Source organism: Streptomyces rubradiris (assembly GCF_016860525.1).
Taxonomy (GTDB): Bacteria; Actinomycetota; Actinomycetes; order Streptomycetales; family Streptomycetaceae; genus Streptomyces; species Streptomyces rubradiris.
The window spans coordinates 490,451-508,715 of sequence record NZ_BNEA01000015.1 but is presented as its reverse complement, the minus strand read 5'-3'; the positions used below and the strand labels follow the sequence as shown (position 1 = coordinate 508,715).

The window sequence follows — 18,265 nt, the reverse complement described above, 5'->3', positions numbered from 1 at the left end:
CGCGGCGGCGCGCCCGGCCGGGCAACGCGCACGACCACGTCCTCCCGGACTCCCGCCGCCCCTGTCGCCCCTCGGCGCGCGGTCAGCCCCTGACCTGGCCATCTCCCGGAGCGGGCACCGTCGCGGTACTAGGCTGACGGCGTGCGCCTCCTGCTGATGTCCGACACCCACCTTCCCAAGCGGGCCAAGCGGCTCCCGGAGCAACTGCTCGCCGAACTCCCGCACGCCGATGTCGTCTTCCACGCCGGGGACTGGGTCGACACCGCCACCCTGGACCTGCTGGAGAGCCGCAGCCGCCGGCTGATCGGTGTGTACGGCAACAACGACGGCCCGGAGCTGCGCGCCCGGCTGCCCGAGGTGGCCCGTGCCGAACTGGGCGGCCTGCGTTTCGGCGTGGTCCACGAGACCGGCCCCGCCCAAGGCCGCGAGGCCCGGTGCGCGGCCCGCTTCCCGGACCTGGACGTCCTGGTCTTCGGACACAGCCACATCCCCTGGGACACCACCGCCCCCGGCGGGCTGCGCCTGCTCAACCCCGGCTCCCCGACCGACCGCCGCCGCCAGCCCCACTGCACCTACCTCACCGCGACAGTGGCCGACGGAGCGCTCACGGACGTGACCCTCCATCAGCTGCCGCGGCGCTAGCCGGCCGGGCCCGGCACCGTCCGTTCCTCGGATCGCTCAGGCGATGCCGCTCACCCCCGCATGGATCGAACCCGAGGGTCACCGGCGGCACCGGCTCGGGCCTTCACCGGCGGTCAGCGGACTGTCCAGGTGCCCACGGACAAGAACGGCGGGGCCGAAGCCCCCGCGCTCACCGCCGGCGTCACGCCCGGGGCGTTCGCCGTAGCGGTCACCGCATCCTCGAACCCGGACAGCGCCCCCCGTGACCTACGCGGCGGAAGTGGTCGGCGCCTCCTCAGCAACCATCCGCTCACCACCAACAGGGCCGGCCTCCGCGGAGGGCGAGAACGGGCCGCCGGACAACCCCCAGCGGCGCCTGTGCGAGGATGCCGGGATGATCTCCAGCGGCGGCATACCCGATGTCGTACCCGCGGGCCGCATGGCCGGCCACGCGCAACCCGTGCTCGACCTGCCGGACGGCCTCCGGCTGCGGCCCTGGCGGCCCGAGGACGCCGAGGCGCTGCTCGCCGCCGGGCAGGACCCCGACATCCGGCGGTGGAACCTGTTCACCGTGGCCGACGCCGCGCAGGCCCGCGACCGGATCGCCCGTATGCACGAACGGTGGCGGGCCGAGACCGGCGCGGTCTGGGCCCTCGCCCGGCCGGACGGCCCGGCGGCCGGACTCGCCGGGCTCAACGACGTGGACCTGGCCGGCGGCAGCGCCGAACTCGTCTACTGGCTGCTGCCCCGGGCCCGCGGCGCCGGCCTCGCCGTGGCGGCGGTCCGCCGGCTCACCCGGTGGGCCCTGGACGACCTGGGACTGCACCGCCTGCGCCTGTGCCACTCCACGGCCAACCCCGCCTCCTGCCGGGTCGCGGAGCGCGCCGGCTTCCGCTACGAGGGCACCCAGCGCAGCGCCCTCCTGCACGCCGACGGCTGGCACGACCAGCACCTGCACGCGAGGGTGGCCGGGGACGCCGGGTAGCGCCGCCGCACGGGCGTCAGTCCGCCTCCCGCGGATGGATCGCCCCGCTCGTGCGGCTGAGGGGCGCACCGGTACCGCCCCAGCGCAGCGCCACGATCTCCGCCGCCACCGACACCGCCACCTCCTGCGGTGTCCGGGCGCCCAGGTCCAGCCCGATGGGGGAGCGCAGGCGGGCCAGTTCCGCGTCGGAGAGGCCGGACTCGGCCAGGCGGCGCAGCCGGTCGTCGTGGGTGCGCCGGCTGCCCATCGCCCCGATGTACGCGGCCGGGCGCCGCAGCGCCTCCCGCAGCACCGGCACGTCGAACTTGGGGTCGTGGGTCAGGACGCAGATCACCGTCCGCGCGTCGGTGGGCGTGCCGCGCAGGTACCGGTGCGGCCAGTCCACGACCACCTCCACGCCCTCCGGGAACCGGCGGGGCGTGGCGAACACCGGGCGGGCGTCGCACACGGTCACCCGGTAGCCGAGGAAGTCCCCGATCCGGGCCACGGCGGCGGCGTGGTCGATGGCGCCGAACACCAGCATGCGCGGCGGCGGCGCGAAGGACTGCACGAACACGGTCACGGTGTCCTCGCGCCGCTCCCCGTGCGGCCCGTAGTGCCTGAGGCCGGTCGCGCCGAGGGCGAGTTCGCCGCGCGCGTCGGCGGCGACGGCCGCGTCCAGCCCCCGGGTGCCGAGACCGCCGGCGGCCGTCCGCGACCACACGGCGAGGGTGGCCCCGCGCGGCGCCGGCCCGTCGACCACGGTGGCCACGGTGACCGGCTCACCGGCGGCGACGGACGCGGCGACCGCGCCGAACGCCGGATCCCGGGCCCAGGTCACCTGCCGGACCAGCACGGTGATCTCACCGCCGCAGGTCAGCCCGACCGCGAACGCGTCCTCGTCGCTGTACCCGAAGGTCTCCAGCCGGGCCGTACCGCTCTCGGCGGCCTCCTGTGCCAGCTCGAAGACGGCGCCCTCCACACAGCCGCCGGACACACTGCCGACCACCTCGCCGTCCGGGCCGACCGCCATGGCGGCGCCGGGCCCGCGCGGCGCGCTGCGGCTGACCTCGACCACCGTGGCCAGCCCGAACGGCAGCCGGGCGGCGTACCACCGGTCCAGCGCCGCGAGAATGTCACGCATCGCCCGCTCCGTTTTCGTTGAACGTTCACCCGCCACAGGTGCCTCGCGGCCGTTCCGTCGCACGGCACCGTCTCAAGGACATGACACCTGGTGCCCACGCTCAATCCGGGCATCCCCCGGCACCGGCACGGGCGGGCCGGCCGCCGGGCGGCTTACTGGGGGCTACGGTGTACGGCCCCCCGCCCACACCTCGGCCCCCCGGTCGGCGTGGCCCCGTAGCCGGGCGGCACCGGAAGCCGCCGGCTGCTGCTCACCGGTGCCGACTCCGGTGCCCCGCGCTTCGCCCTGGTCGCCGACGGAGCCACGGCGCCCCCGGCGGACCTGGTCGCCGCGGCGCGGATGGAGCCACGGCGCCCCCGGCGGACCTGCTCGCCGCGGCGCGGACCGAGCCGGCCGGGTGGGCGGCGGCACGCTTCCGGCAGCCGAGCGGCGTGGCCTCCGGGGTGAGTGGGGCACCCCGGAGACCACGGTCCGAGGGCGCGTCAGCTACCGGCGGGGCCGGTCCAGTCGGCGGGCACACGGCCCAGCCGGACGCGCTGCGGGTGGTCGCCGACGGCGACCGACGCCACCTTCCGCCCGGTGGCGAAGTCGATCGCCGTCACCTGGTCGGCGCCGCTCTCGGAGACGACGCAGTCCTTGCCGTCCCCGCTGACCGTCGCCCAGTACGGCTTGGCCGCCGGGACCAGCGGCCCCTCCTGGAGCGAGGCGCGGTCCACCACGGCCGCGTAGTCGTCCATGGTGCCCGCCACGCACAGCTCGGTGCCCGCCGGGTTCATCGCAATGCCGTGGTGGCGCGAGTCGTTGACCCAGGTGGTGCGGTCCTCGCTGGTCGCCGGGTTCTTCGGCAGCGTCTTCATCCGGGTGATCCTGTCGGTGGCGACGTCGTACTCGAAGAAGCCGTTGAAGAACGACACCTGGAAGTAGAGCTTGGACTCGTCGGGGGAGAACACGGCCGGGCGGACCGCGTCGGAGAAGTCCTCCAGCCCGAACGCGTCCAGCCGCTGCCGCATGTCGATGACCTTGACCTGCTGGAACGTCGTGGCGTCCACGACCGTGAGGTGCCGGTCGCCCTTGGTCCAGTCCCAGCCCGGGCCGTCCAGGTCGGTGTTGACCTCGCCGATGGACATGTTCCAGAGATACTTGCCGTCCTTGCTGAAGACGTTCTCGTGCGGCTTGTCGCCGGTCTTGAACGACCCCAGCTGCCGCCCGGTGGCGATGTCCAGCACATGCACGGTGTCGGCGGTGGACGCGGAGACCGCCACCCGGGTGCCGTCCGGCGAGACCGCCATGTGGTCGGCGCGGTAACCGGCCACCGGGAAGCGCCAGTTGACCGCCCCGTCGGCCAGGTCGATGGAGACCACGTCTGCGAAGCTCGGCCGGGACACCACCACCGACCGGCCGTCCGGAGTGGAGTACATGTCGTCGGCGAACTGGTCGTGCCCCTCGCCGACGCTGTTGCGGATCGCCTGGAAGTAGATCCACTTGACCGGGTCCGTGTTGATCTCCGCCATCCGCGCGTCCTTGTCCGGGACGACGCTGATCCGGCCGATCTTCGCGTAGTCACCGGAGGGCCGGATGACATCGGCGGTGCCGTCCCAGTTGTTGCCGACGAACAGCACCTCGCGCAGGCCGTCGGGGGCGGCGGAAGGCGCGGAGACGGCGGCCGCCGGCCCGGCGAGGGCCAGGGTGAGGGCGACGGCCACGGAGCACAGGTGCCTGGTTCTGGAGGCGGCCATGACGGCTCTCTTTCCTCGGGGAGGTCGGGGAAGGCAGGGGAGCCGAGGGAAGCCGGAGGGGGTCCGGGATCTGAACACGGCCGCATTCACGAGGAACTTACTGAAAAGTAAGGAGGGAGCGGCCTTCTCGACAAGACGTGTGCACGACAAGATTGGGCCACCGGGGAAGACCATGGCCGACCACGGGCGACCGGAGGGCGACGGCAGGGGGACACGTCGGGCGGCAGGCTCGGAGCGCCGACGGGACGCTACGGCGGCCGGTCCGCAGAAGAACGGCAGGCCGAGCGGCGCCGTCGCTTCCTCGACGCGGCGCTGCGGCTGTCCGGCGACGCCCCGGCTACCGCGGCACCACGATCGCCGCCCTCAGCCAGGCCGCCGGCCTGTCCACCCGCCAGTTCTACGAGGAGTTCCGCCCATCACCTCCGACCCGCACCGCATCCGGATCGCCTTCATGGAGATCATCGCGGAGAGCCCCCGGCCGGGGGCGCAGCGCCTGGCCCGCCGCGCCCGCTGGGCCGACCTGATCCGCGCCGAGGCGGACGCGGCCGAGGCGGACGCGGCCGTGGCCCGCGGGGAGGCGGCACCGCGCGACTACCGGCCGGCGGCCACGGCTTTCATCGGCAGCGTCAACGGGCTGACGCACGACTGGACGGCCGGCTGGACGGACGCCACGCTGGACGAGGTGGTGGACGAACCGGTCCGGCTGCTGCTGGGCATGCTCCGGCCGGAGGACTGGCGCCCCGCAACCCGCTGGGACGGCGCTCGCGCAGGTCGGCGGGGGTGCGGTTCGGCTCGGCGCGCGTGATCCGCCAGGAGCTGGTCTGCTGGGGACGAAGGCCGTCGCCCCGATTCCCGGAGAGCGCCATGAGCACCTATCGCGTCGCCCAGGTGACCGAACCCAACGGCACCTTCGAACTCGCCGAGCGGGAGATCCGCCCGCCGGGGCCCGGGCAGGTGCGGATCGCCGTGGAGGCGTGCGGAGTCTGCCACAGCGACGCGCTGTTCGTCGGCGGCGGGCTGCCGGGCGTGACCTTCCCCGAGGTCCCCGGGCACGAGATCGCCGGGCGGATCGAGGAACTGGGCGAGGGCACCCCGGAGCGCGGCTGGAGCGTCGGCGACCGGGTGGCCGTCGGCTGGTTCGGCGGCGCTTGTGGCCACTGCCCGTCCTGCCGCCGGGGCGACTTCATCGTGTGTGCCGCCCTGAAGGTCCCCGGCTGGGCCTACGACGGCGGCTTCGGAGAGCTGACGACCGTACCCGTCGACGCCCTGGCCAGAATCCCCGACGCGCTCTCGGCGGCCGACGCCGGGCCCCTGGCCTGCGCGGGCGTGACCACGTACAACGGGCTGCGGCGAGGTCCGGCCGAGCCGGGCGACCTGGTCGCGGTGCTCGGCCTCGGGGGCCTCGGCCACCTCGGCGTGCGGTACGCGGTGGCGATGGGCTTCGAGACCGTGGCGATCGCCCGGGGCGCCGGGAAGGCCGACTTCGCCAAGCGGCTCGGCGCCCACCACTACGTCGACAGCACGGCGTCGACCCCGGTCGCCGAGGCCCTGGCCGCCCTCGGCGGGGCGAGGGCCGTCCTGGCCACCGCCGGCAACTCCGAGGCCATCACCGCGACCGTGGACGGCCTGGCCCCGCGCGGCGAACTGACCGTCATCGGCGCCACACCCGAACCGCTGGGCATCAGCCCGGTGCAACTGATCATGAGCGGCCGGGTGGTCCGCGGGCACCCCTCCGGCACCGCGCGGGACATCGAGGACACCATGGCCTTCAGCGCCCTGCACGGCATCCGCCCGATGACCGAGACGGTGCCGCTGGAACGGGCCGGGGAGGCGTACGACAGGATGCTGTCCGGCGCGGCACGCTTCCGCATGGTGCTGACCACCGGCTGACGCCCGGGGGCCGGGGCCCAGGCGGTGGGCGGCCGGGTCGGGCCGGCTGGCGAGCCGGTCCGGGCGGCGGGCATGGGCATGGCACGGTGCCCGGCCGGGATCCGACATCCCCCGGCGGCCGGTGTGCCGGCGGGCACGGCCGGGTGCGGGGGCGCGGGCGGCAGGTCCGGATCGGTTGGTGAGCGGGTCCGGGGCGGCGAGAGCACGGGGGCTGGCGCAGTGCGCTTCCGGAAGCCGGCATGCCCGGGTGCCGGTGTGCCGTCGAAGGCGGCCGAGGCGAGGGCGGCAGGCCCGGGCTCAGCCGGCGAGCCGGGCCAGGGCGGTCAGTACCGGCGCGGTGCCGTCCTCGTCGCGGATGCGGGTGCCCAGGGCCTCGGCGCACCGTCGGAACGCAGGGTCCCGGGTGGCCCGTACCAGCGCCGTGGCCAGCGCGTCCCCGGTCAGCCGGCGCAACGGTACGACGGCCGGGGCGACCCCCAGCGCGACCAGCCGGGCGGACCAGAAACCCGCGTCGAACTGCACCGGCACCGGCACCGCCGGCACTCCGGCGCGCAGCCCCGCCGCCGTGGTGCCCGCGCCCGCGTGATGGACCACGGCGGCCATCCTCGGAAAGAGCAGCGAGTGCGGCACCTCGCCGATGGTCAGCATGTCGTCCCCGTCGGCCGCGAGCCCGCCCCAGCCGCGCTGGATCACCCCGCGCAGCCCGGCCCGCCGCAGCGCCGCCACCACCCGCGTACTCAGCCGCCCGGCGTCCGGCACGGTGGCGCTGCCCAGCCCGACGAAGACCGGCGGCGGCCCCGCCTCGATGAACTCCTCCACCTCGGCGGGAAGCCGGCTCTCGACGTCGTACGGCCACCAGTAGCCGCCCACCTCCAGCCCCGCCCGCCAGTCGGCGGGCCGGGGCACCACCAGGGGGCTGAAACCGTGGTGCACCGGCCAGCGCCGCCGCTCCCGGGCCCGCCGGGCCGCGGTGGCGCCCAGCGGGGGCAGGCCGAGCCGCTCGCGCAACGCCGGCACCGCGCCGGAGAAGACGTGTTCCACGGCCAGGCTCACCCCCTGTCCGGCGAGCCGGTTCACCGGCCCGCCCCAGGCGCCGCCGCCGAGCACCGGCGGGGCGAACTCCCGGGTGGCGGCGAGGGGTTGCAGATACACTCCCAGGCTCGGCAGCCGCAGCCCCTCGGCGATGGTGTGCCCGAGCGGGGCCAGTGAGGCGGACAGCAGCAGCACCTCGCTGTCCCGCGCCGCCTCCAGCAGGTCCTCGGTCATCCGTCCCACCAGGCGCCGCGCCAGATCCACCACGCGCACCAGCTTCCCGGCCCCGCTGGCGCTGCGGTGCAGACCCCGGCCGCGCGGCGACCGGAGTTCCGCCAGCGGATCCACCGGCAACGCGTGGAACCGTACCCCCGACCCCGCCACCAGCGGTTCGAAGCGGCCGTGGGTGACCAGCGTGACCTCGTGCCCGGCCAGCGCCAGCCGGTGCCCGAGCCCGGTGTAGGGGGCGGCGTCACCCCGGGAACCCGCCGTCATGACCGCAACGCGCACGACCGCCAGTATGGCTGCTCCCGCGGCCACGGCGCCCGCCCGTCGGCGCGAATGCCCGGTACGTACGCGCGTGGCGCCGGCACTGAACACCGTGAGGGTCGGCGGGGCCCGGCTGGTTCACCGGCAGCGAGCTGCCGAGTACGGCCGTGGGTTCCGGTCCCGGCCGGGCACCCCGGGCCCTCGCACCCGTACCGCCGCCCCTACGCGCCGAGTTGCCGGCCGGCCGCCGTCACCGTCTGCTCCAGCAGCGTGGCGATCGTCATCGGACCCACCCCGCCCGGCACCGGCGTGATCAGCGAGGCCCGCTCCACGGCCGAGTCGAAGTCGACGTCGCCCACGTTCCCCGGGTTGTAGCCCGCGTCGATCACGACCGCGCCCGGCTTGACGTCCTGCCCGCGGATCAGCCGCGGCCGGCCCACCGCGGCCACGACGATGTCGGCCTCGCGGACCGCCGCCGACAGGTCCCGGGTGCGCGAGTGGCAGTACGTCACGGTCGCGTCCCGCGCCAGCAGCAGCATGCCCACCGGCTTGCCGAGGATCGCGCTGCGGCCCACCACCACGGCCCGCTTCCCGGCCGGGTCGACGCCGTACTCGTCCAGCAGCCGCACGATGCCGCCCGGCGTGCAGGAGACGAAGCCCGGCAGCCCGAAGCTCATCGTGGCGAACGAGGCGAAGGTGACACCGTCCACGTCCTTCTCGGGCGCGATCGCCTCGAACGCGGCCCGCTCGTCGATGTGGTCGCCCACCGGGTGCTGGAGCAGAATGCCGTGCACCCCCGGGTCGGCCGACAACTCCCGCAGCGTAGCGACGAGTTCGTCCGTCGTCGTGGTGGCCGGAAGGGCGACGTGCCGGGAGGTGATGCCGGCCTTGCGGCAGCGGTTCTGCTTCATGCGGACGTAGGTCACCGACGCGGGATCCTCGCCGACCAGCACGGTCGCGAGACACGGCGCGGTGCCGGTGCGCTCGGTGAGCTCGGCGGCCCGCCGCGCGGTGTCCTCCACGATGCGGCGGGCGAGCGCGGTGCCGTCCATCAGACGGGCGGCCCGGGTCTGGGTCATGCTGCACACTCCTGGACTGGATCGACTCTTCTCGCCCAGGCGCGCGGCTGACCTCACGGGCCGCTCCCCGGTGGTGCTCCACCTCAGCGCCAGTCACGGCCCGCGTACAGCGTAACCGAGCGTGCGTACGACCTTCGGACCGCCTTTCCTCCGCCGCCGGGCCGGGGCCGTCCGCCCCGAGCCCGGTACCACCGGGCCGGGCTACTCGTCCCACACCTGGATGATCAGCTGATCGGCGATCCTGCCGTCCCGCAGCGTGAGCATCGACTCGGCCAGGACCCGGGTGCCGTCCGCGTACTCGCAGGACTCGCTGTAGGCGGCGTGGTCGCCCTGGATGACGCACTGCTCCAGCTTGTGCGTCATGTCGCGGCGGTAGATGTCGTCCAGCAACTCGGCGATCTGTACCCGGCCGTGCAGCTCCGTGGGGTGACTGGGCTGGTGGACACGGTCGACGATGCGGACCCGCGCGTCGTCCGCGTAGAGCGACAGAAGGGTGTTGCCGGTGTCGCCCTCTATGCCCCGGCGCAGTGTCCCGGCGTCGAAAGCGGAGCCTGTCGCGCTGCCCATGGTGACCTCCTTCAGGCGCCCGCGGCCCGCCCGTGAGCGGACCGCCACGGGTCCCCCCTGACGAGACTCCTCCGCCCCGGCGGCCCCGGCAAGCCCGGCCGCCGCGGTCCGCCTCACGGGTGAGCCCACCGGGCCACCCGTGTCCGGCCGGGCGACCGGGCCGTTGCTGAGGGCATGATCTCAACACGTCGCATCGCCGCCGCCGTCGGTCTGGCCGCCGGGATCGCCGGCATCGCCGCACCCCAGGCGGACGCGGCGGGCACCGGCGTCCCCGTCGTCGGAAAGCTCGCCGCCCTCTCCACGCTGGACTCGCTCACCGCCGGTGACATCCCGGCCCCGTACCGCGACCGCGTGCCGAAGGTCAGCGAACAGGTGCAGGAGCTGAAGCACTTGCGCGAACTGAACCAGCTGCGTCAGGTGGAGCAGGTCGTCGCCCCCGCGGCGCCCCTGCTCGGCCTGGTGAACGCCGTCCCCGTCCGCCTGCGCTGACCCCCGCCCGCGCCGCGGCCGACGGCGGCCGGAAAGATCCGCGATCATGTGCGTGACCCTTCCCGCTGCCGGCCGGCCGCGTCGTAGGGTCGTCGGCGAAGGCATTCGATGAAGGGACAGGCCATGGCGCAGGAAGTACGCGGCGTTGTCGCACCGGGCAAGGACGAGCCCGTACGGGTCGAGACGATCGTGGTGCCGGACCCGGGACCCGGCGAAGCCGTCGTACGCGTCCAGGCCTGCGGGGTCTGCCACACCGACCTGCACTACAAGCAGGGCGGCATCTCCGACGACTTCCCCTTCCTGCTCGGCCACGAGGCCGCCGGCGTCGTGGAGTCGGTCGGCGAGGGCGTCACCGACGTCGCCCCCGGGGACTTCGTCATCCTCAACTGGCGTGCGGTGTGCGGGCAGTGCCGGGCCTGTCTGCGCGGCCGGCCCTGGTACTGCTTCAACACCCACAACGCCCGGCAGAAGATGACCCTCGCCGCCACCGGCCAGGAGCTGTCCCCGGCCCTCGGCATCGGCGCCTTCGCCGAGAAGACGCTCGTCGCGGCCGGCCAGTGCACCAAGGTCGACCCGGCCGTCTCCCCGGCGGTCGCGGGCCTCCTCGGCTGCGGGGTGATGGCCGGCATCGGCGCCGCGATCAACACCGGCGGCGTCGGCCGCGGCGACTCGGTCGCCGTCATCGGCTGCGGCGGTGTCGGCGGCGCGGCCATCGCCGGGTCGAACCTGGCCGGCGCGGCCCGCGTCATCGCCGTGGACATCGACGACCGCAAGCTGGAGACGGCACGCACCCTGGGCGCCACCCACACCGTCAACTCCAGGGAAACGGACCCCGTCGAGGCGATCCGCGAGCTGACCGGCGGCTTCGGCGCCGACGTCGTCATCGAGGCCGTCGGCCGCCCCGAGACCTACCGGCAGGCCTTCTACGCCCGCGACCTGGCCGGCACCGTCGTCCTTGTCGGCGTCCCCACCCCCGACATGAAGCTCGAACTGCCCCTGCTGGACGTCTTCGGCCGCGGCGGCGCCCTGAAGTCGAGCTGGTACGGCGACTGCCTGCCCAGCCGCGACTTCCCGATGCTGATCGACCTGCACCTGCAAGGCCGCCTGCCGCTCGACGCGTTCGTCACCGAGACCGTCGGACTCGACCAGGTGGAGCAGGCGTTCGAGCGGATGCACCACGGTGACGTGCTGCGCTCGGTGGTGGTGCTGTGATGACCGCGCGGATCGAACGCCTCGTCACCAGCGGCCAGTTCACCCTGGACGGCGGCACCTGGGACGTGGAGAACAACGTGTGGCTCGTCGGCGACGACCGCGAGGTGATCGTCATCGACGCCGCCCACGACGCCGAGGCCATCGCCCGCGCCGTCGGCGACCGCCGGCTGACCGCCATCGTGTGCACCCACGCCCACAACGACCACGTCAACGCGGCGCCGCGCCTCGCCGACCTGACCGGCGCCACGATCTGGCTGCACCCCGACGACCTGCCGCTGTGGCGGCAGACCCACCCGGACCGCGAACCCGACCGGCACCTCCTCGACGGCCAGGTCATCGAGGCCGCCGGCGCCGACCTCACCGTCCTGCACACCCCCGGACACGCCCCGGGCGCCGTCTGCCTCTACGACCCCGGTCTCGGCACCGTGTTCACCGGCGACACCCTCTTCCAGGGCGGCCCGGGCGCCACCGGACGCTCCTTCTCCCACTTCCCGACCATCATCGACTCCGTCCGTGACCGCCTCCTCACCCTGCCGGCCGGGACCAAGGTCCTCACCGGGCACGGCGACGCCACCACCATCGGTGCGGAGGCCCCGCACCTCCAGGAGTGGATCGAGCGCGGGCACTGATTCCGGGCGCCCGCCGGAACACCGACAGAAGATGTCCGGTATTCCCGTGAGAGTGGCAGGGCACAGCTCGCACGGCACACGGGAGGCAGGACATGACAGGACCGCTGGACGGCAAGGTGGCGCTGGTCGCCGGGGCGACCCGGGGCGCGGGCCGGGGCATCGCCGTGGAACTCGGCGTGGCCGGCGCCACCGTGTACGTCACCGGCCGCAGCACCCGCGCCCACCGCTCGGAGTACGACCGCCCCGAGACCATCGAGGACACCGCCGACCTCGTCACCGAGGCCGGCGGCCGGGGCATCGCCGTACCGGCCGACCACCTCGACCACGCTGCCGTACGGCACCTCGTGGACCGGATCGCCGCCGAACAGGGCCGCCTCGACGTCCTCGTCAACGACATCTGGGGCGGGGAGCGACTCTTCGAGTGGGACACCCCCGTGTGGGAGCACGACCTGGACAAGGGGCTGCGGCTGCTCCGCCTCGCTGTCGAGACCCATGCCGTCACCAGCCACCACGCCCTGCCGCTGCTGCTGCGCCGGCCCGGCGGCCTGGTCGTGGAGGTCACCGACGGCACCGCCGAGTACAACCGCGACACCTACCGCGTGAACTTCTTCTACGACCTCGCCAAGGCGTCCGTCCTGCGCATGGCCTTCGCCCTGGGACACGAACTCGGGCCGCGCGGCGCGACGGCCGTGGCCCTGACGCCGGGGTGGATGCGCTCGGAGATCATGCTCGACACGTACGGCGTGCGTGAGGAGAACTGGCGGGACGCCCTGACACGCGAACCCCACTTCGCCATCTCCGAGACCCCGCGCTTCACCGGCCGCGCCGTGGCAGCCCTGGCCGCCGACCCGGACGTGGCCCGGTTCAACGGGCAGTCCCTCTCCAGCGGCGGCCTGGCGCGGGTGTACGGCTTCACCGACCTCGACGGCAGCCGCCCGGACGCCTGGCGGTACCTGACCGAGGTACAGGACGCGGGCAAACCGGCGGACGTCACCGGGTACCGGTGAACTCCCTGGCGGCGCCGGTAAATCCGGGTCCGCTTCGCTCCCGCACGGCCACGCACAGGGGCTGACGGGGCGTCAGAGCGAAGCGGCCGGCGCCCGCGGCACCCGGTCGGTGTCCGCCTCGGTGGTCCGCCAGTTGCTGAACGCCGCGCGCGGCCCGGGCACCCCGTCGTACACCGTCGGCGTCACGAACGCCTCCCCGGACGCGGCGACCACCCGGGCCAGCCGCGCCACCCGCTCCTCGGACGGGTCCGCGGCGAGGGTGAAGCAGACGACGTTGAGCCGCACCGGGGCCAGCAGGCTGAGGCCCGGCAGCGCCTCGATGCCCGCGCCCAGCCGGCGGGCCAGCGCCACATCGCGCTCCACGATCTCCCGGTGCCCGGCCCGGCCTAGGCCACCAGCGAGAACCAGGCCGGCAGGGCCCGCAGCCGGCGCGAGTTCTCCGAGGTCAGACGCAGGAACTCCGGTTCGCCCGCGGGCAGTTACAGATACGGCGAGACGTTGTGGAACACCGCCACCTGCGGATCGCGGCGCCGGGTGAACTGAACGGCCGCGTCATAGGGCACGTTCAGCCATTGCGCAGGTCCACGCAGACCGAGTCGGCCGCGTCCAGCCCGTCGACCAGCGCGGCGTATCGCGGGCTGAGCGCGGCGAACGCGCCGAACGCCCCGTCCACGTGCGGCCAGAAGTCGTACCGTTCCTTCAGTGCGGCGATCGCCCGCAGATCGTCGAAGTCGACGGTGTTCACGGTGCCCGCGTTCGCGACCACGATCACCGGCCGGCCTGCCCGCTCGGCCAGCGCGGCCTCCAGCGCGGCCACGTCGACCGCCTCCCGCCCGCCCGGCAGCAGCGGCACCCGCCGCAGCCGGTCCCGGCCCGGGCCCAGCACCGGCATCGCCTTCGCGACGCTGGAGTGCGGGCCCGCTCCAGCTCCTGGGCCCAGGAACCGCCCGCCCCCGACAGGTTCTGGTCGAACGCGGACGTCAGCCAGTCCCCGGCGACGGACGCGGGTGTCGCCCCACCGGTGACGAAACAGAGGTCGCGCGGGCCGGCGGAGCCGGAGAAGCCGGGCGCCCACCGCTCGGCGAAGCGGGCGGGGGCGCCCTCGCCGCCCCCCCCTCGGCCGGCAGCGGCGCCCGCCCCGGCACCGGGCCGGACGCGGCGACCGGCCGCCCGGCCGGCCCCGCCATCTCGCGGGCGGCGACATCACGGGCGGCCTGCAGCAGTTCGGAAAGCCGGGCGAGATCACCGGCGAGCGTACGGTCCATGCGCCGCACCCTAGGCCGCGCGGGCCGCCCCCCGCCCGGTCCACTTCGCGACAAGTGGACCGGACGAACCGGGCACCGGCCCGCCGGCTCCGGCTGCCGTGCACGGCGGCTCCCGAGACCTCGACCCGGGCGGCGGGGCTGTCCGGGGTGTGCGATACGGTCTGGACTTCACCGTTTCGTCACAGCCTGACCGGAACCACAACCATGCCCTCCCCGGCCGCGTCTAGTAGTCCGAGACCGCGGGAATCGAGCTGGGGAGCACCCGGGAGGACCGGGCGAGCAGACCAGGAACCGGAAGGAGAGAGGCCGCCATGGGGGGCATACGCAGACGAGGCGTCGTAGGGCTGGGCGTGACGGGGCTGGTGGCGCCGCTCGCGCTCGCCTTCACCGCGGCACCGGCCCAGGCCGCGAGCTGTTCCACGAGCACCGGGCCGTACCAGAAGCAGGTGGAGAAGTTCCTGGGCCGGCCGGCCGACGGCAGGCAGTCCGCCGCCGACTGCACGGCGATCCGGGCGTTCCAGGCCAAGCACGGCATCACCCCCACCATCGGCTACGCCGGTCCGGTCACCTGGGGCGTGATGGACCTCATGAACAAGCAGAAGGCCGTCGGGAACAAGCCGAACAAGGACGGCAAGTGCCCGGTGAACAAGGGCCGGATCGCCTGTGTGAACCTCACGCTCCAGCTCAGCTGGATCCAGGACGGCAAGAAGCTGGTCTACGGGCCCGTGCCGGTGCGCACCGGCCGTGACCGCAACGAGACCCGCACCGGCCTGAAGAAGATCTACTGGCGGGACATCGACCACGTCTCGAACCTCTACGACGTGCCGATGCCCTACAGCCAGTTCTTCGACGGCGGCCAGGCCTTCCACTCGGTGGGCATCAGCGTGTGGAACCCGCCGGGTTCGCACGGCTGCGTCAACATGACGAAGAAGGACGCCAAGAAGTACTGGTCGCTGCTGAGGAACGGCGACGACGTCTTCGTCTACGGCCGCAAGCCGGGCACCTGAGCCCGGACCGGTCCCGTCAGACCGCGGGGGCGTCCCCGAGGTCCGGGATCTCCAGCCGTACACCGCCCTGCCGTGCCGACTCGTGCGCGACGATGCCCGGCAGGGTGTAGCGGGCGGCCACCCACGCGTTCACCGGCGGCAGTGTGCGCCGGGTCACGGCGGTGACGAAGTCGTCCACCAGGAAGTGGTGGCTGCCCTCGTGCCCGTTGGGCAGGTGGTCGAACTCACGGGGCAGCCGGGACCGGTCGTGCACCGGCGCCGAGCCCGAGGTGAAGGCCGCGCGCAGCTCGGGCGCGACAGCGGCGAGGGACGGGTCGTCGGGTGCGACGGCCCGCTTCGGCTCCAGCAGCTCGGTGATGTCCTCGACACCGCCGCGGTCCTGCCACAGGGCCACCGTGGCGAGCTGCTCCATGCTGGCCTCGGTCCCGAAGAACCGGAACCGGGACTCGCGCAGGTACGCGGGGTAGCCGACCCGCCGGAACTCGTTGGTGCGGAACGATCCGCCGCCCGCCACCTCGAACAGCGCGGTGGCATTGGACACGTCGTTGTCGAACATGCTGACCGAGCGGTCGAAGACGCCGTCGGCGCCCTCGTCGCGGACGCCGATCGCCGACACGCTCACCGCGTGCGTCCGCCAGGCCCCGAGCACCCCGCCCACCGAGTGCGTCGGGTACAGCAGCGGGGGATAGCTGGCCGTCGCCCGCCAGTTCTCGCCGCCGCTGTACCGGTAGGCGTCGTAGAAACCCAGGTCCATGTCGTGGACGTAGTCGCCCTCGGCGTAGAACACCCGGCCGAAGGCGCCCTCGGCGATCCGGGCGCGGGCCAGCACGGTCGCCGGGTGGTAGTGGCTGGTCTCGCCCATCATGTACGTCAGCCCGGTGGACCGGACGGTGGCGACGATCGCGGCGACCTCCTCGGCGGTGACCGCCATCGGGACGGCCGAGAACACGTGCTTGCCCGCGTTCAGCCCCTGCATGACCAGCGGACCGTGGGTCCAGCGCTGGGTGAAGACCGCGACCGCCTCGACGGCCGGTGACTCCAGCATCGCCGCGTACGACGGGAACGTGCCCGCGAGACCGTGCGCGGCGACGAGGCGCTCGGCGCGCTCGGGCAGGAGGTCGGTGACATGGACGTCCCGTACGCCGGGGTGGGCGTGGAAGAGCGCGGCGAACCGGCCGGAGAACTGCCCTGCGCCGACGATGCCGAGGGAGAAGGTCATATGGATCACTTTCGCGACGGGGGATTTTTCGCGTCAAGAGCGCGGCCGGTCACCCCCGGACGCGCGCGGGACCGCCGTTCTCCACGGATGCCCGCTGGGGGCTTGACACAGGGACGTGATGAGTAACACGGTCCGAAATGTCCGTATCGCTCGCACTTACTCACAGCGCCTTCACCTCGGTCGGCATATGCTTCACAGCATGTCCACCACTGTTGCAGCCGCCTCCGAGCGATCGGCCGCGGAGGTCAACGAGGAGATCCGGGCCCTGTGGCGCCGGTCGGGCGGGACACTGACCACCGAGCAGCGCGCGGAGTACCAGCGCCTCGTGATGGAGTGGGCCGCCGCGGCCCCGCGGTCGCACCGGGCCGCCTGACCGCCCCCCGCGCCGTACCGCCTGATCCGCGCCCACCACGCCGTACCGCCTGATCCGCGCCCACCACGCCGTACCGCCTGATCCGCGCCCACCGCGCCGTACCACCCAGGGCACCCGTCACGACACGGGTGCCCTTTTTCCGTCCGCCTCCGCCTCCCGGTCAGTTCCAGGTCGCCGAGCAGTGCCGCCGGTACGCCTCGCGGTCCCGCTCGGCCCGCAGGTACCGGGTCGCCGCCAGCGCGGCCAGACTGCCCGCGATGACCAGCAGCCCCGGCCCGGCGTTGCGGACGTCCGTCAGCCGGGCCGCAAGGGTACGGAGCGTGCCCGGGGCCGCCGCGCCCGACGAGGGCGTGGGGGAGGAGGCGTCCGCCCGGAGGCCGCCGCCCGGGTCACCCGCCGCCGGGACCAGCCGGACGCCCAGCGCCGACAGCGCCCCGGTCACCGGCTGGAAGAACGTCGTCCCGCCCGTCGTGCAGTCGCCGCTGCCGCCCGAGGTGACACCGAGCGCGATGCCCTCGGCGAACAGCGGGCCGCCGCTGTCGCCCGGTTCGGCGCACACCGTGGTCTCGACGAGTCCGGTGACCGTCCCCTCCGGGTAGTTGACGGTCGCGTCGAGCGCGGTGACCCGGCCGTCGCGCAGCCCGCTGGTGCCGCCGCTGCGGAACACCCGCTGTCCCACCGCGGGATCGGCCGCCCCGGTGATCCGCACGCCCTTGCCGCCGCCGACCGCCACCACGTCGGCACCCGCCCCCGCCGTGCCGCCGGAGTACCGCACGAGCGAGAGGTCACTGCCCGGGAAGGCGCTGTCGACCGTGGTGCCGAGCGGCCGGCCGCCCAGGCCGCCGGCGAACCAGGCGGTCCCGGCGGGCCCGCAGTGACCGGCCGTGAGGATGAACTCGGACCGCCCGTCGGTGACGTTGAACCCGGCCGAGCAGCGCCCGCCGGCCGACAGGATCGGCCGGGCGCCGTTCAGCCGCGTGGTGAAGACGCCCTGCGTCCGCTCCATGTGCACGAAACCGCCGGCCCGGTGGGCGACTCGGCCCAGCCGGGACCAGTCACCGGCGGACACCGTGCGGTCGGCCCGCACCACGACCCGGTTGGTCCGGTAGTCCACCGCCCACGCCGTGCCCGGCACCCGCGGCGCCGAACGCAGCGCCGCCGTCGCCGACTTCAGCTCGTCCATGCTGTGCGCGACGGTCCTCGCCCCGGCCCCGGCCCGGCGCACCGCCCGGGCCGCGGCGCCGTCGGTCACCGCCACCACCGCCCGCCCGTCGGCACCGATCCAGCTGCCCGCCGTACGGGCGGTGCCGAGCCGCGCCACCAGCGCCGCACCGGTGTCGCCGGGCCGTCCCGGCGCGGCGGCCGAGGCCTCGTCCGCCCCGGCGGCCCGGGCCACCATCGCGCCTCCCAGGAGGAGTCCGCAGGCCGCCGCCAGGCGTGTCACCCGTCGGACGACCCGTCGTCGTGCGTGCCGCATGCGAGGCTCCCGAAGCCGGACCCGCGACGCCCGTGCGGGCACCGCGGGGCCCCCGCCCGGGCGGG

At 74.4% G+C, this 18,265-nt stretch carries 16 protein-coding genes, 2 pseudogenes and 1 riboswitch; of the genes and pseudogenes, 10 read left to right on the top strand and 8 right to left on the bottom strand.

Going from position 1 to position 18,265, the window contains the following annotated elements; genetic code table 11:
• Positions 1-141: 141 nt before the first annotated feature.
• Positions 142-642, top strand: coding sequence for a metallophosphoesterase family protein (locus tag Srubr_RS15680; RefSeq protein ID WP_189988916.1), 501 nt, complete (start codon positions 142-144; stop codon positions 640-642).
• A gap of 373 nt (positions 643-1,015) precedes the next feature.
• Positions 1,016-1,606, top strand: a complete 591-nt coding sequence (locus tag Srubr_RS15675) for a GNAT family N-acetyltransferase (protein WP_189988914.1) — start codon at positions 1,016-1,018, stop codon at positions 1,604-1,606.
• A 16-nt stretch (positions 1,607-1,622) separates the two neighbouring features.
• On the opposite strand, the gene Srubr_RS15670 is transcribed toward Srubr_RS15675, so the two are convergent.
• Together Srubr_RS15670 and Srubr_RS15665 are read right to left on the bottom strand one after the other, a co-directional pair.
• Positions 1,623-2,729 carry an XdhC family protein gene (locus Srubr_RS15670; RefSeq protein ID WP_189988912.1) on the bottom strand — a complete coding sequence of 369 codons (1,107 nt, stop codon included), beginning with the start codon at positions 2,727-2,729 and terminating at the stop codon, positions 1,623-1,625.
• Positions 2,730-3,211: 482 nt separating this feature from the next.
• A complete protein-coding gene (locus Srubr_RS15665; RefSeq protein WP_189988911.1) occupies positions 3,212-4,465 on the bottom strand; it encodes a YncE family protein in 1,254 nt (417 codons plus the stop codon).
• A gap of 219 nt (positions 4,466-4,684) precedes the next feature.
• On the opposite strand from Srubr_RS15665, the pseudogene Srubr_RS15660 reads away from it, so the two are divergent.
• Positions 4,685-5,270 (top strand): annotated as a pseudogene (locus tag Srubr_RS15660) (TetR/AcrR family transcriptional regulator); the annotation flags it as partial.
• 59 nt (positions 5,271-5,329) lie between these two features.
• Positions 5,330-6,355, top strand: coding sequence for an alcohol dehydrogenase catalytic domain-containing protein (locus Srubr_RS15655; RefSeq protein WP_189988909.1), 1,026 nt, complete (start codon positions 5,330-5,332; stop codon positions 6,353-6,355).
• Positions 6,356-6,652: 297 nt separating this feature from the next.
• On the opposite strand, the gene Srubr_RS15650 is transcribed toward Srubr_RS15655, so the two are convergent.
• The 3 genes from Srubr_RS15650 to Srubr_RS15640 all read right to left on the bottom strand — a co-directional run bounded on the left by Srubr_RS15650 (position 6,653) and on the right by Srubr_RS15640 (position 9,522).
• The gene (locus tag Srubr_RS15650; RefSeq protein ID WP_189989772.1) at positions 6,653-7,882 is read right to left on the bottom strand and encodes a glycosyltransferase; all 1,230 of its coding nucleotides are present in this window, start codon (positions 7,880-7,882) and stop codon (positions 6,653-6,655) included.
• Between the two features lie 215 nt (positions 7,883-8,097).
• A complete protein-coding gene (locus tag Srubr_RS15645; protein WP_189988907.1) occupies positions 8,098-8,955 on the bottom strand; it encodes a bifunctional 5,10-methylenetetrahydrofolate dehydrogenase/5,10-methenyltetrahydrofolate cyclohydrolase in 858 nt (285 codons plus the stop codon).
• 26 nt (positions 8,956-8,981) lie between these two features.
• Positions 8,982-9,062, bottom strand: a riboswitch (ZMP/ZTP riboswitch).
• 94 nt (positions 9,063-9,156) lie between these two features.
• Complete coding sequence (locus Srubr_RS15640; RefSeq protein ID WP_189988905.1) at positions 9,157-9,522, bottom strand: nuclear transport factor 2 family protein; 366 nt, start codon at positions 9,520-9,522, stop codon at positions 9,157-9,159.
• Between the two features lie 174 nt (positions 9,523-9,696).
• On the opposite strand from Srubr_RS15640, the gene Srubr_RS15635 reads away from it, so the two are divergent.
• The 4 genes from Srubr_RS15635 to Srubr_RS15620 all read left to right on the top strand — a co-directional run bounded on the left by Srubr_RS15635 (position 9,697) and on the right by Srubr_RS15620 (position 12,859).
• Positions 9,697-10,011 (top strand): hypothetical protein, encoded by a 315-nt coding sequence (locus tag Srubr_RS15635; RefSeq protein ID WP_189988903.1) that lies wholly within the window; start codon positions 9,697-9,699, stop codon positions 10,009-10,011.
• 123 nt (positions 10,012-10,134) lie between these two features.
• The gene (locus Srubr_RS15630) at positions 10,135-11,223 is read left to right on the top strand and encodes an S-(hydroxymethyl)mycothiol dehydrogenase (protein WP_189988901.1); all 1,089 of its coding nucleotides are present in this window, start codon (positions 10,135-10,137) and stop codon (positions 11,221-11,223) included.
• Positions 11,223-11,852: an MBL fold metallo-hydrolase gene (locus Srubr_RS15625; protein ID WP_189988899.1), complete on the top strand. Its 630-nt coding sequence runs from the start codon at positions 11,223-11,225 to the stop codon at positions 11,850-11,852. Before Srubr_RS15630 ends, Srubr_RS15625 begins: the two co-directional genes overlap by 1 nt.
• A 92-nt stretch (positions 11,853-11,944) precedes the next feature.
• Positions 11,945-12,859 (top strand): SDR family oxidoreductase, encoded by a 915-nt coding sequence (locus tag Srubr_RS15620; protein ID WP_189988897.1) that lies wholly within the window; start codon positions 11,945-11,947, stop codon positions 12,857-12,859.
• 72 nt (positions 12,860-12,931) lie between these two features.
• Here the strand turns inward: Srubr_RS15620 and Srubr_RS15615 are convergent.
• Positions 12,932-14,124, bottom strand: a pseudogene (locus tag Srubr_RS15615) (pyridoxal phosphate-dependent decarboxylase family protein).
• Between the two features lie 311 nt (positions 14,125-14,435).
• Between Srubr_RS15615 and Srubr_RS15610 the strand changes: the two are divergent.
• Positions 14,436-15,131: a L,D-transpeptidase family protein gene (locus Srubr_RS15610; RefSeq protein ID WP_189988895.1), complete on the top strand. Its 696-nt coding sequence runs from the start codon at positions 14,436-14,438 to the stop codon at positions 15,129-15,131.
• Between the two features lie 16 nt (positions 15,132-15,147).
• Here the strand turns inward: Srubr_RS15610 and Srubr_RS15605 are convergent, their stop codons facing one another.
• Positions 15,148-16,350: a Gfo/Idh/MocA family protein gene (locus tag Srubr_RS15605; RefSeq protein WP_189988893.1), complete on the bottom strand. Its 1,203-nt coding sequence runs from the start codon at positions 16,348-16,350 to the stop codon at positions 15,148-15,150.
• A 187-nt stretch (positions 16,351-16,537) separates the two neighbouring features.
• Here Srubr_RS15605 and Srubr_RS15600 point away from each other — a divergent pair, with 187 nt between their 5' ends.
• A complete protein-coding gene (locus Srubr_RS15600; RefSeq protein ID WP_030607632.1) occupies positions 16,538-16,723 on the top strand; it encodes a hypothetical protein in 186 nt (61 codons plus the stop codon).
• Between the two features lie 160 nt (positions 16,724-16,883).
• On the opposite strand, the gene Srubr_RS15595 is transcribed toward Srubr_RS15600, so the two are convergent.
• Positions 16,884-18,200: a S1 family peptidase gene (locus Srubr_RS15595; RefSeq protein ID WP_189988891.1), complete on the bottom strand. Its 1,317-nt coding sequence runs from the start codon at positions 18,198-18,200 to the stop codon at positions 16,884-16,886.
• Positions 18,201-18,265 lie beyond the last annotated feature (65 nt).